Genomic DNA, 14777 nt, shown 5'->3' on the forward strand with positions numbered 1-14777 from the left:
CAATGTAGGCTCGGGTTGAAAGCATATAATCAAAGGTCGTTTCAGCCTCACAAAAGCGCAGATGCAACAGCTTTCCAGTGGCGTCATCGATATAAACCAGCAAGCAGCATTTGGAAGCTCGACCTTCAAACCAGTCATGATATGAGCCATCGATCTGGATCAGCTCACCGAAGCAATCACGGTTGTATCGAGGCTGATATGGACGTTTCAGGCGCTTGGATCGAGGAATCCAGAGGTCATTTGCAGTCATCCAGCGACGAACCGTTTCTACCGGGATATGCAGGCCAAACATGCTGCTGAGCTTCTCATGAGCCAATGTAGGACCAAAGCCAAGTAAATGTTCAGAAATAATGGAAAGACATTCTGATTTTAACAGGACGTCATGGCGACGATGACCCGGTTGACCACGACTGGCATGTGCCATACCTGAGACACCATCTTGATTGAGCTTCTGCAATAACCGGGTAATTTGACGGGTGGAAAGATTCAGGATTTCAGCAGCACGGACCTGGGTAATACGATGATCTCTAACGTCTTGCAGAACTGCAAGACGTTGAATTTCTTTATCAGACATAGTGATCAGCATCTATATTTTATATCCAGTCCATGGTGATAAAAACCATCATAAACCAGACATTTTTATTGGTGAGAATATAGACACTTTAAATGGGTTCTAACAAAAGAATTCCGTATAACGTGTATTATGTTAATTTTAGAAATAATTAAAAGTTTGGAAATACTAGTGAAATGCAACTTATAGAAATAGAGCCTTATTTTTGGGAACTATATGAGGATAGCGAAAATATATACCTCAATGTTTGTATAAATATGAGTGCAGTTTCTTGGGCGAAAACTATCTGCCTAGATAAACAAACGATTCAGCAATATCAGACTCAAGGAAAAGGTTTTATTGATGACTTAGCTAAAAGAATTGAAAGCAGCCAATTTAGAAAAGATTATGAAAGATTTTATTTATTTCCAGATGCCTCCGCAGAACAAAAAGAGGGAATGCTTCTAGCATTTAATGAATATAGGGCTAAGCAAAATTAAAGCCATTTAACATAATGGCGATGATACGAAATTAGAACTGTAACTTCAAAATAGAAATGTCCGGTTTCTCCAAAGTAAAAATGTCCGCTTTTAGAATATGCGCTTTTGCGATTATCGAAGCGGACGGTTTGATATGTTGGTGTCTATGTCGGATAAAGAACTTAAACGATTGTCGGTCTTGCAGGAAATCTGCGATCAACGCATAACTCAATCCCAGGCTGCTCAGCTACTTCATATCTCAGAACGTCAGATCAGACGCTTACTGCAGAAATACAAAGCTCAAGGTCCAGCTGCATTAGCGCATGCCGGTCGTGGCCAAACCAGCAATTCCAAACTTCCTGAAGAACTCAGACTCAAGTGCCTCAATATTGTTTCTGACCAACTCCATGGTTTCGGACCCACTTTAGCGCATGAAAAGCTCACCACCGTACATGGATTCGATCTTTCAGTAGAAACCCTGCGTTCTTGGATGATTGTAGCCGACTTGTGGATTCCTCGCGCCAAGCGCCTGAAACGCCCATATCAGCCTCGATATAACCGGGATTGCTATGGTGAACTGATCCAGATTGATGGCTCTCACCATGACTGGTTCGAAGGGCGTGCTGCTAAATGCTGTCTGCTGGTGTTTATTGATGATGCCACAGGCAAATTACAGCATTTACGCTTCTGTGAGTCAGAATCAACCTTTGACTATATGATTTCGACACGTTTGTATGTTGAACAGCACGGTAAGCCCTTAGCGTTTTACAGCGACAAACATTCAGTCTTTAGGGTAAATCAAAGCAGCAAGAAAGACACCAAGATTACCCAATTTGGGCGAGTACTCAGTACGCTCAATATCGATATCATCTTCGCCAATTCACCACAGGCCAAAGGACGTGTAGAACGAGCCAATAGAACGCTTCAGGATCGTCTGATTAAGGAGATGCGCTTAGAAGCTATCAGTTCGATTGCAGATGCCAATGCCTGGCTGCCCTGCTTTATTGAGCAATTTAATCGTAAATTTGCCAAGATGGCCTTTAATCCCAAGGATCTCCACCGGACTGTCACTGAAACAGCTGAAGAATTAGATGATATTTTTACTTGGCGTGAACCCCGCAGAGTCACCAATAGCCTGACCATTACTTATGATAAATGTGTATATATTCTGGAGAATATCCAAGAAAATCAGAAGCTGATCGGTAAATATCTTGAGTTTCTAGAATATCCGGATGGTACTGTAGCGATCATGCATGAAGGACGGAAGATCAATTACAGCATCTTCGATAAATTAAGTCAGCTTAACCAGCGAGAGATTGTTGAGAATAAACGTTTAAGTTCTGTATTGCTGCATATTCAACAACAGCATGAAGAACTGGAACAGCAAAACAAACGTAATCGTTCTCAAAAGATGCCAAGCAGACGTGCACAGAAAACAGCAATTCAACAACGAAATCTGAATCCTGTGCTTGACTTGGAAATGTCCATATAGGACATTTCTATTTGGTTATTAGGTAGGACATTTCTACTTGGGAATAACATAGAACAATAAACCTCTGTGAAATCAAAGTGTTTCTCAAATCGATGCTAAACTAAAATAGCATGAATCATCATGCTATTTTGTATTTATAAGAGCCTCCCATGCTGTACCCCATCCCTAAAAAAATCCAACTTGCTCCATCCCAAGCCAAATGGCAGCTTGCATCAAATGAATCTGTTTTGGTTTTAGTGGGATTACAAAATTTAAGGATGATGGTAGGCATACAAGAAAGCGACCTAATGAGTCATCTGATCCAGATCAGCAATAAAGCCAAAGCACTCGATATTCCGATTGTTGACTTATATGGTGATGACCTGATGCAAGGCATGCAGCAATTGGGAGAATATGCCTCAATGCATCCGCAACTGATTTTTGCCGGGCAGGTTACACCGATGCTGAAACAGATTTTGCCGCATCTGATGAGTGTGACGGATCAAATCGGTGTGGTCGATGATGTGATTTTATTGGCGAATCAAGATCAGCATATTCAATGGATCGAAAATATTTCAGCACAGGGGATACATCACTTAAATACCTATAGCCTGACCCGCTTATGGGATTTAAGCGCATTTTCCGAATATGTATTGTCGGCCAAAGGCATTATGTTGGCTGTCGCAGAACAGCTGGATATGGATGCTTTGGAAATTGATCCCTATGTCGACTTAAAAAATTATGGTCTGGATTCGGTAGCGGTGGTGAGTCTAGTCGGTATATGGCGTGCACATGGTGCCAATATCCGTTATGAAGATGTGCTAAAACATCCGTCTTTGCACGAATTGGCAAGCTTCATTTTAAAATCCTCAGGTTGATGCGCTGCGATTGAGCAATTTTATGCGCTAAATCGGAAATTTCATCGTCATTTACATAAATGCGCATTGTAATTATTGGCTAAGCTTTCTATCATTGCCGCCTTGTTTTTCGCGATCAGCCTGGGATTGAACTTTGAGTAATTTTCTAACCGAACATCTGATACATCGTGATGATGATTTTATGGTCATCCACAAACCTGCAGGTTTACTCACAGTTCCCGGTAAAACAGAAGACTTACAAGATTGCCTGATCAACCGTCTGGTCAAACTAGAACCCAAAACTTTACTGATTCATCGACTGGATCGTGATACATCCGGCATTTTGGCCTTTGGTCTGAGCAAATGGGGACAAAAAACCATTTCCCGCCAGTTTCAGGAACGCCAGACTGATAAAATCTATCAGGCTGTGGTTGCAGGTACACTTGAAGGTGAAGGCACTATTGAAGTGCCAGTGGTGTATGATCCAAGCCGTCCGCCTTTACATATCGCAGATCCCACACATCATAAGCCGGCCATCACGCATTGGCAGGCGATTGAACATTTTAATATTCAGGGACAGCCTGTGACCCGGGTGAAACTGATCCCAATTACCGGCCGTTCACATCAGCTACGGGTGCATATGCAATATCTCGGACATCCGATTATTGGCGATACCTTATATGCGACATCCGAACAGCAACAGCTCAGCTCACGTCTATGTTTACACGCGGAACGTTTGAGTTTTTGTCATCCTCAAACAGAGCAGTTGGTCGAATTTTATTGTCCGGCGCCGTTCTAGGAAATACTTCTTTAATCGGCGTGAATTATGCTCACTTTTTAGTGGGCTTTATGTCAAAATACATTGCTTGAAGGTGTGGAATTTTGCTCCAATGACGTTTCGTGATTGAGCCTAATATTCATAATCTTGTACTTAAGATAAAGGTGGAAAAATTGCAGCAATTTGCTATTGGTCAACGTTGGTTATCAGATACTGAAACAGAACTCGGTTTAGGCGTTCTTATTGATGTTGATGAGCGGTCGGTCAGCATTTTATTCCCGAAAAGCGATGAAACCCGCGTCTATGCACGCAGCAATGCACCCTTATCTCGTATCGTATTTAATGTGAAAGATGAATTACAGGATCAGGAAGGGACCAAGTGGATTGTAGAATCCGTTGAAGACCGCAATGGCGTGGTACGTTATCACGTCGTTCGTACCTTGGAAGATGGAACTGAAGAACGTAAATCGCTGAATGAAACCCGTATTGGTGCAACCATCCAATTGTCTAAGCCTTTAGACCGTTTATTGGCCAGTCAGGTTGATTATAAAGAATGGTATGACCTGCGTATTGAAGCGTTGCTAATGCAGGCCAATATGCAAAGCAGTCCACTGCGTGGTCTAGTGGGTTCACGTGTAGGCCTGATTCCGCATCAGCTGTATATTGCACATGAAGTCGGTCAGCGTTTTGCACCGCGTGTCTTACTGGCCGATGAAGTGGGTCTGGGCAAAACCATCGAAGCTGGTCTGATTATCCATCAACAGCTGAAAACCGGCCGTTCTGAACGTATTCTGATTTTAGTACCGGATTCGCTGCAATATCAGTGGATGATTGAGATGCGCCGTCGTTTCAATCTTGAGTTCTCGCTGTTTGACTTGACCCGTACTGCATCGATCAAAGAACATGATCCTGAACAAAACCCGTTCTTGACCGAACAAAAAATTATTGCCTCTGTCGATTTGATGGTCGACCATGAAGATTTGCGTGAACAGGCACTTGAAGCCGGTTTCGACTTGCTGGTGGTCGATGAAGCACATCATTTGATGTGGAGCGAAGAAGATGGCGGTAATGACCGTTATGATCTGGTCGAAGAGCTGGCTGAACATACGCCGGGCGTGTTGTTATTGACGGCGACACCTGAACAGCTCGGTGTGGAAAGTCACTTTGCACGCCTGCGTTTGCTTGATCCGCAGCGTTTTAATTCGCTGGATCGTTTCCTCGATGAAGAAGCACAATATCAGCATACCGCTAAAATTGCAGAAGTGCTGATGTCAGATTTGCCGCTAGAAGCTGAGAATTTCACTGCGATTGAGGGCTTGTTAGGTCATCCGATTGAAGACCATCCTGAACAGCGTTTCCGTGCCATTCATGAGCTTTTAGACCGTCATGGTACAGGCCGTATCCTGTTCCGTAACACGCGTGAAGCGATTCAAGGTTTCCCGGGCCGTGACTGTCAGCCAGCGCCATTACCAGCACCAGAACACTGGTCGAAAGACGGTAAACTACGTGAGCAAATGTGGCCTGAAGAAGCCCAGCTGGATGGCTCGTGGATGGAAGCCGATCCACGCGTGATGTGGCTGATGGAGCGTTTGCGTACCGATTTAAAGCACAAGAAAGTCTTACTGATTGCACGTAGCGGGCCAGTGGTTGAAGCGCTGGAAAATGTACTACGTTTACATGCTGGTATTCGTACGGCAATGTTCCATGAAGGCATGAGTTTGTTAGAGCGTGACCAGGCTGCAGCATATTTTGCTGAAGATTCGTATGGCGCGCAGATTCTCCTTTGTTCGGAAATCGGTTCTGAAGGTCGTAACTTCCAGTTTGCCTCTGACCTGATTCTGTTCGATTTACCTGCGAACCCGGACGTGTTGGAACAGCGTATTGGTCGTCTGGATCGTATCGGTCAGGAAAACCGTATTCAGATTCATGTGCCTTATCTGGTGGGAACTGCACAAGAACGTATGTTCCGCTGGTATAACGAAGCGCTGAATATCTTCAACAATATTTCTCCAACGGCACAAACCCTGCAAGAAAACTTTATTGTGAACTTGAAAGATTGTCTATTGGCCGACCTAGGTCAGCAGTTTGAAGATTTACTTGAAGAAGTCAGCGTGCAACGTGAAGCTCTGGAAGCCGAGTTGCAGGAAGGTCGTGACCGTTTGCTTGAGTACAACTCTTGCCGTCCGGTGGTGGCACAGGAAATTGTTAACGCGCTTGAAGATTATGATGACAATACCACTTTGCCGATTTTCATGAAGCGCTTTATGGCGTCTACGAATATCGACTTTGATGAGCAAAGTAACGGTACAGTGATCATCAAGCCAACCGATCAAATGCAGGTTCAAGGTTTGACGCTGGATGAAGAAGGGATTACAGCGACTTTCTATCGTGATCAGGCGCAAATCCGTGAAGATGCGCAATACCTGACGCTTGAACATCCATTCACTGAAAGCGTGATGGAAATGATCAATACCCAAGGCTTTGGTAGCACTAACGTTGCGGTATTAAAATCTGCAGCATTGCCACAAGGTTCAGTATTGTTAGAAGTATGGTTCAAGGTCGATGTGGTTGCGCCGAAAGCATTGAATTTGCCATCTAGCTTGCCGCAACAGTTGATTCGTGTCTTGCTCAGTGAAAAAGGTCAGGATCTATCACTGAAGATTGCACCAGAAATCCTGAAGCCTTATCTACATCATTTGGATGGCAATAGCTGCCGTCAGGTGGTGAAAGCACGTCGTGATGTAATTGAAGCACGTTATCAGCAGGCCCTTGAACTGGCACGTAGTGCTTTGCCGGGCTTCAAGCAGCAAGCCAAAGAAGTGTATGGCAATAAATGGCAATATGAAATTGATCGCCTGACCTATCTGAAACAGTTCAACCCAAGTATCCGTGAAGATGAAATTGCACGTTTACAGAAGTTGCAGAAAGAGGGTCTAAGCCTGCTGGATGGTTTATCGGTAACACCGGAAGCGATCCAGGTGATGGTCGTGGTCAAGCCTTAAGCTTTACGCAATAAAAAAATGCAGCTTTCGGGCTGCTTTTTTTATGGGCAAAATCCGGGTTTATTATTTTTTGTCGGAGAATGCTGGTCTGTTATTTTCCTCCTGTTTAAAATTAGGCTACTGAATAATAAGAATGACAAAGTATGTCAAAAGCACTGATTACCCTTGGCACAAAGACCAGTCATGGCGGCATGGTGACTGAATGCGAACTCTCTTTTTTGATCAATGGTATTGCCGTGCATTTAAATGGTATGAAGCATTATTGTCCCAAATGTCAGACTATGGTCACCGCAATTTCCAGCAATTTGTCTATTACTGTCAAAGGACGGGCAGTGGTCATCGCGGGGGATAAGGCCAGTTGCGGCGCGACTTTTCTACCGATGCAACATTTGACTGTATCGCAGAAATAGACTTTAAATTCTGAAGGAATACAGAGAAATGACTTTGAGGTCATGCTTTGAGCATTTTTGCGCTGCCGAATAAATCTTTAAAGCGGTAAGCTCATTCTACGATTTCAGGATGAATACGCACTGCGTTTAAAAATAATGAAGCAAGCCTTACATTTTACCCATGCCAATGGTATCCCTTCGGCAACTTATCGGAAGTTTCTGGACTGTTTTCAGCAAGACTATGAGGTCAAAGCGATTCCCTTTATCGGCATGAACCCACAATATCCAATTACGCGAGACTGGCGTTATCTGGTCGATGAAGTCATTGCAGATATCGAGCAGCAGTTTCCTCAGCAGCAAGTGATTGGCTTAGGACATTCCTTTGGTGGTCTGGTGACCCTTATGGCGGCGTATCGACGTCCCGAACTGTTTTCCAAGCTGATCATTATGGATCCACCATTTGTGATTGGAAAAAACAGCGCCATGTTTGAACTGATCAAAAAGCTGAATCTAAAAAGTGTCGATCGTTATACACCCGCAGGAATTACGCTAAAACGCAAAGATTATTGGCCATCGAAACAGGTCGCAATTGAAGCACTCCGGTTTAACCGCTTATTTAAAAATTTCGATAAGCAGTGTTTTGCTGATTATATCGAGAGCGGCATTCAGCCAGAACCTGAACGTGGTGGGGTGACGTTAACTATTCCAAAACAGATAGAAGCGGAAATCTTCCGGACTGTGCCAGCCTGGTGGTGGAGAACACCACGCCGACCGCCTGAAGTGCCGATGCATCTGATGACTGCAGAGCAAAGCCAGTTTTATCAGCAGGGTTTGCCACAAGGGATGCACAAGATTTATCAGATTAATTATTCTGTGGTTGAGGGCGGGCATATGTTCCCGCTTGAGTATCCGGAAGCCACTGCAAAGGCGGTTAAAGCTCAACTTGTACTTTTGTAATCATCATAAAAAAGAGACGTTGATTACGTCTCTTTTTATATTACTTCATGCAAATCGGAAAATTAGCGCAGCTGGGAATCTTCCAGATGACGCGCACCTTCCAGAATCATCCGAATCATGATCATGGTCTGTTCGGCAATTTCTTTACGGTCTTCGGCAGGCATATCAATCACATTGGCCCCCATGTTGAAGACCAGTTGGGTAATCGCTTTGGCGGCAATATCCGGATGAAATAACTTCTTGTTGTTTAGGCGTTCTAGACGAATCAAATCATCCTGAAGTTCTTGCTGAAAATAATTTAACTGGCGTTCTACCGCCTGTTTATAAGACTTGGAGCCAGTATAGCCTTCACGTAATAACAGGCTCAGATTGCCTTCATCGGCATCCAGCTGGGCAATAAAAACTTCTACAGAACTGCGGATGATGCTGTTCTGGCGAGAAGCTTGCAGACGTGCTTCATGCAAAATCTGACGCAATACAATTCCGGCACGATCAATCAGCTCAATGGCCAGTTCATCAATATCTTTAAAATGACGATAGAAGCTGTTCGGTGCAATACCAGCTTCACGCGCGACTTCACGTAGACTTAAAGAGGAAATACTTTTTTGTGGCCCAATCAGATTCAACGCAGCCTGAAACAGTTCTTCCTTGGTAATGGTGGCCTTGCGACCGACACTCCGTACGATAATCGGCTCATCAATGCTTTTCGATTGTAATAAAGATGCGTCACTGCTTATTTTCATTGAAGGCTCGTTCATCGATAGGTTCATGCATGAATCATTTTATTATAACCGAGCCAGTCAAGCTTGTGAAATGATTAGAAACAATACAGTTGTATATACAAATATATATACACGTGTATAATAATTAAAAACCCAAGGTGATGTCGCAAACGATGCATGTACTGCAAAAACTTAAAATGCCATTGAATGCACTGTGTGATAGTGTAATCGATCAGCATGCAATTAATTTCTGGATTCAGAAACTCAATCCTGTATGGTCGTTGAATCAGCCATTAGGCAAGATCGTGCATATAGAAAATGCAGCACAGGATATGCTGAGTCTGAAAATTCAAGTGAATCGCTTATTTAAGTTTGGTGAAGCAGGGCAGCATCATCCGGTCTATGTGGTGGTAAACGGCATCCGTTATGAACGTAGCTATAGTTTGACCCGTGTAGATGCGCAACATGTTTTATTGACCGTGAAAAAAGTCAATGCCGGTAAAGTCAGTACCTGGTTGGCAGAACAGGCACAAGTAGGTGATGTGATCGAATTTGGTCAGCCTTATGGTGATATGACCTTGCCTGTGCAGACGAGTCCATTGATCTTGCTTGCAGCAGGGAGTGGTATTACCCCAATGCTCAGTATGCTGGAAAGCTTGAGCAAAAAAGGTGAACTATCTGCACCGGTTACTCTCTGGTACTGGGTTAAAAAAGATCAGGATGCCGCATTTAAAGCACGGTTTGAAGAACTTGCTCAAAAACATGCAAATTTCTCATTTCATGTGTATGCCACTCAAGAACAGCCAGCTGCTGCACGTCTTGATGAAACCTATCTGACCGATCTGCAAAATCTGGAAAATAGCATCGTATATTGCTGTGGCCCTTCAGGTTTTGTATCTAAAGCAGAACAGCTTTTTGCTCAGGCAAAACAGTTTAAAGGTGAAGCATTTAGCATGAGCTTGGCGGATCAATCGGATACCGGCTTTATTAATGTCACCCTGACCCAGTCGAAAAAAATTGTCAGCATTCCAAAAGGCCAGTCCATTCTGGTGAGTCTGGAACAGCAAAATATTAAACCGACCCATGGTTGCCGTATGGGCATTTGTAATAAATGTGCCTGCAATAAAGTAGAAGGTTCGACCAAGAATTTGGTCAACGGTGCGCAAAATACCGAACCCGGTAACCTGCTCAAAATTTGTATTAACTCAGCGCAGACTGACCTTGTCATCGACTTATAAGCGGGTTTTATCCTATGAATATGCCAGTAAAATTACAGTATTTTAAAAATCCTAAAAACCGTGAATTAACCCAGTTTGAACTTGATGAACTTGCACGTGAACTTGATGCAATTAAACAAGAAGTGCTAGATGATCTGGGTGAAAAAGACGCCAAATATATCCGTCGTGTCTATTCAACCATTCGCTATTCATCGATTGCCGGTCGCGCCTTATTGTTTGCAGGCTGGTTCCCACCAGCATGGTTGCTAGGCACAGGTCTATTAGGCTTTGCCAAAATCATGGAAAACATGGAGTTGGGTCATAACGTCATGCATGGTCAATATGACTGGATGAATGATCCTAAACTCAATGGTCAGACTTATGAATGGGATATTGTAGGGACTTCAGACAACTGGCGTCAAACCCATAACTTTAAGCATCATACTTATACCAATATTAAGGGTATGGATGATGATATCGGTTATGGTCTATTACGCTTGTTCCCGGAACAGCGCTGGAAACCGGGTTATTTATTGCAACCGATTTATGCAGTGCCATTCTGTTTATTGTTCCAGTGGGGCGTTGCGATTCAGAATCTTGAATTGGGTAAATACTTCAAAGGTCGCAAAAGCAAAGAGCAGACCAAAGAAGAATGGCGTCCAATGCAGAGCAAAATCGGTAAACAGCTGTTTAAAGATTATGTATTCTTTCCACTCATAGCAGGTCCTGCGGCTTTACCGGTTTTGACTGGCAATATGGTGGCCAATGGTCTGCGTAATATCTGGACCTTTAGTATTATTTTCTGCGGTCACTTTACCAAAGATGTCGAAGTATTCCCGAAATCGGTACTGCAAAATGAAAGTCGTGGTCACTGGTATATGCGTCAGATCCGTGGTTCATCCAACCTGACTGGTTCTGAAGCATTTCATATCTTGACGGGTCATTTAAGTCATCAGATTGAACATCATCTGTATCCTGATGTACCTGCACGCCGCTATCGTCAAATGGCGCCAAAAGTTCAGGCGGTTTGTGAAAAATATGGTTTGAACTACAACAATGCTAGTCTAGTTAAGCAGTACGGTAGCGTGATTAAACGTATTGTGAAATATGCATTTCCATTTAAGAAGTAATTTTTCTTAAAGCTAAAAAACCACTTCAAATGAAGTGGTTTTTTTTATTTAGGAGGCTAATACTTACAGAAAGTAAAAGCCCTGATTGCGAAGCTATTTAAGATGATTTCAAGGCATAAAGTAAAAAAGTTAATCTGTCATTTATAGCGTTGTTTAAAGGCGTTTAGTTGGTTAACCCGATAGAATGGAAAGGACTAATATGGCATCGAATGAACTGAAATATTAATTTTCGGAAGCTGTTTATCTCGACCTTCGAGATAGCGTTGATGTGCCAAACTCAGCATTTCTTCATCTTCCTCACTATTCCCATAGGCATAAATTTCAGCATAATTATCCAGATTATATTTTTCTAGAATTCTAATTTTCTTTTGTATGTTGCTACAGTCAGGAGTTTGATATAACCCTGTCAATTTCCCGGCTTTGATTTCAACTTCGCTACAGATTAAATCGATATTTAAGTAGCTGCAAACTGGTTCCAAATATAAATCCAAAGATGCAGAAACAAGCACCACTTCATGGCCTAATTCTTGATGTTGTATAAGCTGCTCTAACAGTTTGGGATTTAATTTAAGTATCAGTTTTTGCGCATAGTCCTGAGCCAATTGCAGAATTTCCTCGGCATCACTATCTTTAAACATGCTGGCATACAATTTGGGACGCATGCGGTGCGCAGGGTAGAGTTTTAAATAATAAGCCTGAATCCACGGCAAAATTTGCAGGCCGCGTTTCACAATATGCCGTTTTCTCAAGGCATAAAAAATGAACCCGGTAAAACTATCATGCAGATACAGGGTTCCATCAAAATCAAATAAGGCTAGAGTTTTAGATTCTTGATTTTGCGCATGCATGTTTGATAACGACCATCGACACGGGTAGCAAACCAGTTGGTATTATAATCACGACTCAATTTTGGCCCGGAAATGACCACTTCAGGCATGATCGCATAAATAGGGTCTTTACCGGTTTTTTCCTGATAGAGCTTGCTGACACCACGATAAGTCATCGTATCTTCAAAGTCTTTGTCTTTTTCTTTCTTTAAATCAGCTCGGATTTGACGTTCAGTAATAATAAAATTATTTTTGGCAAAAACACTGATTAACTCACGCTCAGATTGACTCTTCTGCGAACGGATCGCGCCATCTTTGGTGTAGAGTAATAAATCGCCATCCAGATCGAGTTCGGCTTCAGTTAAATCATTCAACATGCTCTGGAAAGCAGCATTTCGACTGGAATACATACCGGAATTATAGTCCGCAAAACGGTAAATCGGCTTGTCATAATCTGCCGGATACATCATCAGGCGATGAATCCCATAATACAGACCGCCATATTGACTGTAGAGATCAGTACGTAACTCTGCGATATTGCCGCCTTGGCGTTTATGTTCTTTCGCATAGCTGATATGTACCTGCATTGAACCCAAGGTGGTAATTGGATTCATTTTCTCGCCAATATTCTGGCCGACCAGTTTGGCAGCACCAGTCAGGGCACTAACATGATAGTGCTTCGACATATAGTCAAATATTTCACGATATAATTCGTCGAGTTCACGTTCCGTTTTGACCCGGCGCATCTGGCTCAGGTAATTGTCTTCAGGACTCGGATGGTTCTTGAGAACTTCCTGGAAATATCCTGCAACTGTGCCACCAATTGCTTGACCAAGTTTATCTTTGAATTTTTCATCAAGACGGCCTTGGACTTCCTTAACCGCCTTTTCACCCAAACCCGGAACAGTAGGATCTGCAACAAAGTTAGATTCCTGATCAACCACTGCCACAATCGTACAAACATTTTCCTTGGTCTGAGGAATGCCGAGCTGTTCGGTAATGTCATAAATATCTTGTGCCCAAGACTCACGTTGGTTGACACGGTTTGGAATAGCTTTGCGAATATGTTCAACTTCAAGTGTCGGTTCATCATCTTTTGACCACCATGAACCATTGCCACAACCGGCAAGACCCAGAGAAAGTACAAGTACAGACAATGACTTAAAAGAAAAACAAGAAGCGAAAGTTTTATTCATGGTGTCGTAAATTAATTGAAAAGATGAGCGAATAAGGCAGATGCAGTATACTATGCCCATCAAAAAAGTGATGAATTTATATGTATATTGGTCCATATCAACTGTCAAACAATTTGATTGTCGCTCCCATGGCAGGTGTGACCGACCGTCCGTTTAGAACCTTGTGCAAATACTTTGGTGCAGGCCATGCGGTCAGTGAAATGATGACGTCTGACAAAACTTTGCGCATGAGTAAAAAAAGCTTATATCGTGCCAATTTTGATGGAGAGTTGGCCCCGATTTCAGCGCAGATTGCTGGTTCAGATCCCCATGATCTGGCTGAAGCGGCACGTTATCAAGTGGCCAATGGTGCGCAAATTGTTGATATTAATATGGGTTGCCCAGCCAAAAAGGTCTGTAACCGACTCGCCGGTTCTGCTTTATTGCAGGACGAAGATCTAGTAGCACGCATTCTGGATGCTGTCGTTGCTGCAGTTAATGTGCCAGTGACCTTAAAAACCCGTCTTGGTTATTTGAACGGCCAGGAAAATATTATACGGGTCGCCAAACGTGCTGAACAAGCCGGGATTGCGGCACTGGCTTTACATGGCCGTACCCGTGAAGACATGTACCTGAATACCGCACGTTATTCTTTAATCAAAGACGTAAAGGAAATGTTGAATATTCCCGTGATTGCTAACGGTGATATCGACAGTCCTGAAAAAGCCAAATACGTGCTGGATTATACCGGTGCAGACGCAATTATGATTGGTCGTGCAGCACAAGGTCGCCCCTGGATTTTTCGTGAAATTGCCCATTATTTAAAAGCCGGTCAACATCTTGATGCACCAAGTATTACAGAAGTGAAAGATGTGCTACTGGGACACTTGACAGAATTATACGAATTTTACGGCGAATATTCCGGCTGCCGGATTTCCCGTAAACATATTGCCTGGTACACCAAAGGTTTGCGTTCCAGCAACGAGTTTCGCCAGAACATGTATCAGGTGGAAAATACGGCTGATCAATATCGTGTGGTAGAAGATTATTTTAATGCATTGCTAGAACATGGTTTAACCATGAATGATGTGCAGGTCGAGCATGTGAATTTACTGTAAACCAAGTAATGACGGGTAAAATTCAGCGAATCATGTAATATTTTTTGCATGAAATCCCTACCTTTTTTATCTTGAGCAGGCGGATTTTTGCATTCTGTTTACACT

General features: G+C 43.0%; 14 protein-coding genes. 10 read left to right on the forward strand and 4 right to left on the reverse strand.

Features of this window, described 5'->3' with window-relative positions; all coding sequences use genetic code 11:
* On the reverse strand, positions 1 to 586 hold a 586-nt coding region (locus FTV42_RS09015; RefSeq protein WP_180038546.1), incomplete at its 3' end, for a helix-turn-helix domain-containing protein.
* Positions 587 to 747: 161 nt separating this feature from the next.
* Between FTV42_RS09015 and FTV42_RS09020 the strand changes: the two genes are divergently transcribed.
* The 7 genes from FTV42_RS09020 (at position 748) to FTV42_RS09050 (ending at position 8483) form a co-directional block, all read left to right on the forward strand.
* Positions 748 to 1050 carry a hypothetical protein gene (locus FTV42_RS09020; protein WP_180038547.1) on the forward strand — a complete coding sequence of 101 codons (303 nt, stop codon included), beginning with the start codon at positions 748 to 750 and terminating at the stop codon, positions 1048 to 1050.
* Between the two features lie 145 nt (positions 1051 to 1195).
* Positions 1196 to 2521: an ISNCY family transposase gene (locus FTV42_RS09025; RefSeq protein WP_180038548.1), complete on the forward strand. Its 1326-nt coding sequence runs from the start codon at positions 1196 to 1198 to the stop codon at positions 2519 to 2521.
* 149 nt (positions 2522 to 2670) lie between these two features.
* Positions 2671 to 3378, forward strand: a complete 708-nt coding sequence (locus tag FTV42_RS09030; RefSeq protein ID WP_180038549.1) for a phosphopantetheine-binding protein — start codon at positions 2671 to 2673, stop codon at positions 3376 to 3378.
* A 133-nt stretch (positions 3379 to 3511) separates the two neighbouring features.
* Positions 3512 to 4156, forward strand: a complete 645-nt coding sequence (locus FTV42_RS09035; RefSeq protein WP_180038550.1) for an RluA family pseudouridine synthase — start codon at positions 3512 to 3514, stop codon at positions 4154 to 4156.
* Positions 4157 to 4299: 143 nt separating this feature from the next.
* A complete protein-coding gene (rapA, locus tag FTV42_RS09040; RefSeq protein ID WP_180038598.1) occupies positions 4300 to 7137 on the forward strand; it encodes an RNA polymerase-associated protein RapA in 2838 nt (945 codons plus the stop codon).
* Between the two features lie 143 nt (positions 7138 to 7280).
* Positions 7281 to 7547, forward strand: coding sequence for a PAAR domain-containing protein (locus FTV42_RS09045; RefSeq protein WP_004646645.1), 267 nt, complete (start codon positions 7281 to 7283; stop codon positions 7545 to 7547).
* 135 nt (positions 7548 to 7682) lie between these two features.
* On the forward strand, positions 7683 to 8483 hold the full coding sequence (locus tag FTV42_RS09050) for an alpha/beta fold hydrolase (protein ID WP_180038551.1): 801 nt from the start codon (positions 7683 to 7685) through the stop codon (positions 8481 to 8483).
* A gap of 62 nt (positions 8484 to 8545) precedes the next feature.
* On the opposite strand, the gene fabR is transcribed toward FTV42_RS09050, so the two are convergent.
* On the reverse strand, positions 8546 to 9226 hold the full coding sequence (gene fabR, locus FTV42_RS09055) for an HTH-type transcriptional repressor FabR (RefSeq protein WP_004729898.1): 681 nt from the start codon (positions 9224 to 9226) through the stop codon (positions 8546 to 8548).
* A 152-nt stretch (positions 9227 to 9378) separates the two neighbouring features.
* Here fabR and FTV42_RS09060 point away from each other — a divergent pair, with 152 nt between their 5' ends.
* Both FTV42_RS09060 and FTV42_RS09065 read left to right on the forward strand, forming a co-directional pair.
* Positions 9379 to 10443 carry a flavin reductase family protein gene (locus FTV42_RS09060; RefSeq protein ID WP_218946973.1) on the forward strand — a complete coding sequence of 355 codons (1065 nt, stop codon included), beginning with the start codon at positions 9379 to 9381 and terminating at the stop codon, positions 10441 to 10443.
* Positions 10444 to 10457: 14 nt separating this feature from the next.
* Positions 10458 to 11552 carry an acyl-CoA desaturase gene (locus FTV42_RS09065; protein ID WP_004646650.1) on the forward strand — a complete coding sequence of 365 codons (1095 nt, stop codon included), beginning with the start codon at positions 10458 to 10460 and terminating at the stop codon, positions 11550 to 11552.
* A 194-nt stretch (positions 11553 to 11746) separates the two neighbouring features.
* Here the strand turns inward: FTV42_RS09065 and FTV42_RS09070 are convergent, their stop codons facing one another.
* On the reverse strand, positions 11747 to 12400 hold the full coding sequence (locus tag FTV42_RS09070; RefSeq protein ID WP_180038553.1) for an HAD family hydrolase: 654 nt from the start codon (positions 12398 to 12400) through the stop codon (positions 11747 to 11749).
* A complete protein-coding gene (locus tag FTV42_RS09075) occupies positions 12367 to 13575 on the reverse strand; it encodes a DUF1615 family protein (RefSeq protein ID WP_004646653.1) in 1209 nt (402 codons plus the stop codon). Before FTV42_RS09075 ends, FTV42_RS09070 begins: the two co-directional genes overlap by 34 nt.
* Before the next feature lie 80 nt (positions 13576 to 13655).
* Between FTV42_RS09075 and dusB the strand changes: the two genes are divergently transcribed.
* Positions 13656 to 14672: a tRNA dihydrouridine synthase DusB gene (gene dusB, locus FTV42_RS09080; RefSeq protein WP_180038554.1), complete on the forward strand. Its 1017-nt coding sequence runs from the start codon at positions 13656 to 13658 to the stop codon at positions 14670 to 14672.
* The last annotated feature ends 105 nt before the right edge of the window (positions 14673 to 14777 follow it).

It is taken from the genome of Acinetobacter sp. YH16052 (assembly GCF_013417155.1).
Classification (GTDB): Bacteria; Pseudomonadota; Gammaproteobacteria; order Pseudomonadales; family Moraxellaceae; genus Acinetobacter.

Coding starts and splice junctions, on each gene's coding strand:
- FTV42_RS09060 (WP_218946973.1), top strand. CDS start 9,379: ATGCATGTACTGCAAAAACTTAAAATGCCATTGAATGCACTGTGTGAT.
- FTV42_RS09020 (WP_180038547.1), top strand. CDS start 748: ATGCAACTTATAGAAATAGAGCCTTATTTTTGGGAACTATATGAGGAT.
- FTV42_RS09070 (WP_180038553.1), bottom strand. CDS start 12,400: ATGCATGCGCAAAATCAAGAATCTAAAACTCTAGCCTTATTTGATTTT.
- FTV42_RS09030 (WP_180038549.1), top strand. CDS start 2,671: ATGCTGTACCCCATCCCTAAAAAAATCCAACTTGCTCCATCCCAAGCC.
- FTV42_RS09025 (WP_180038548.1), top strand. CDS start 1,196: ATGTCGGATAAAGAACTTAAACGATTGTCGGTCTTGCAGGAAATCTGC.
- FTV42_RS09045 (WP_004646645.1), top strand. CDS start 7,281: ATGTCAAAAGCACTGATTACCCTTGGCACAAAGACCAGTCATGGCGGC.
- dusB (WP_180038554.1), top strand. CDS start 13,656: ATGTATATTGGTCCATATCAACTGTCAAACAATTTGATTGTCGCTCCC.
- FTV42_RS09065 (WP_004646650.1), top strand. CDS start 10,458: ATGAATATGCCAGTAAAATTACAGTATTTTAAAAATCCTAAAAACCGT.
- fabR (WP_004729898.1), bottom strand. CDS start 9,226: ATGAAAATAAGCAGTGACGCATCTTTATTACAATCGAAAAGCATTGAT.
- FTV42_RS09050 (WP_180038551.1), top strand. CDS start 7,683: ATGAAGCAAGCCTTACATTTTACCCATGCCAATGGTATCCCTTCGGCA.
- FTV42_RS09075 (WP_004646653.1), bottom strand. CDS start 13,575: ATGAATAAAACTTTCGCTTCTTGTTTTTCTTTTAAGTCATTGTCTGTA.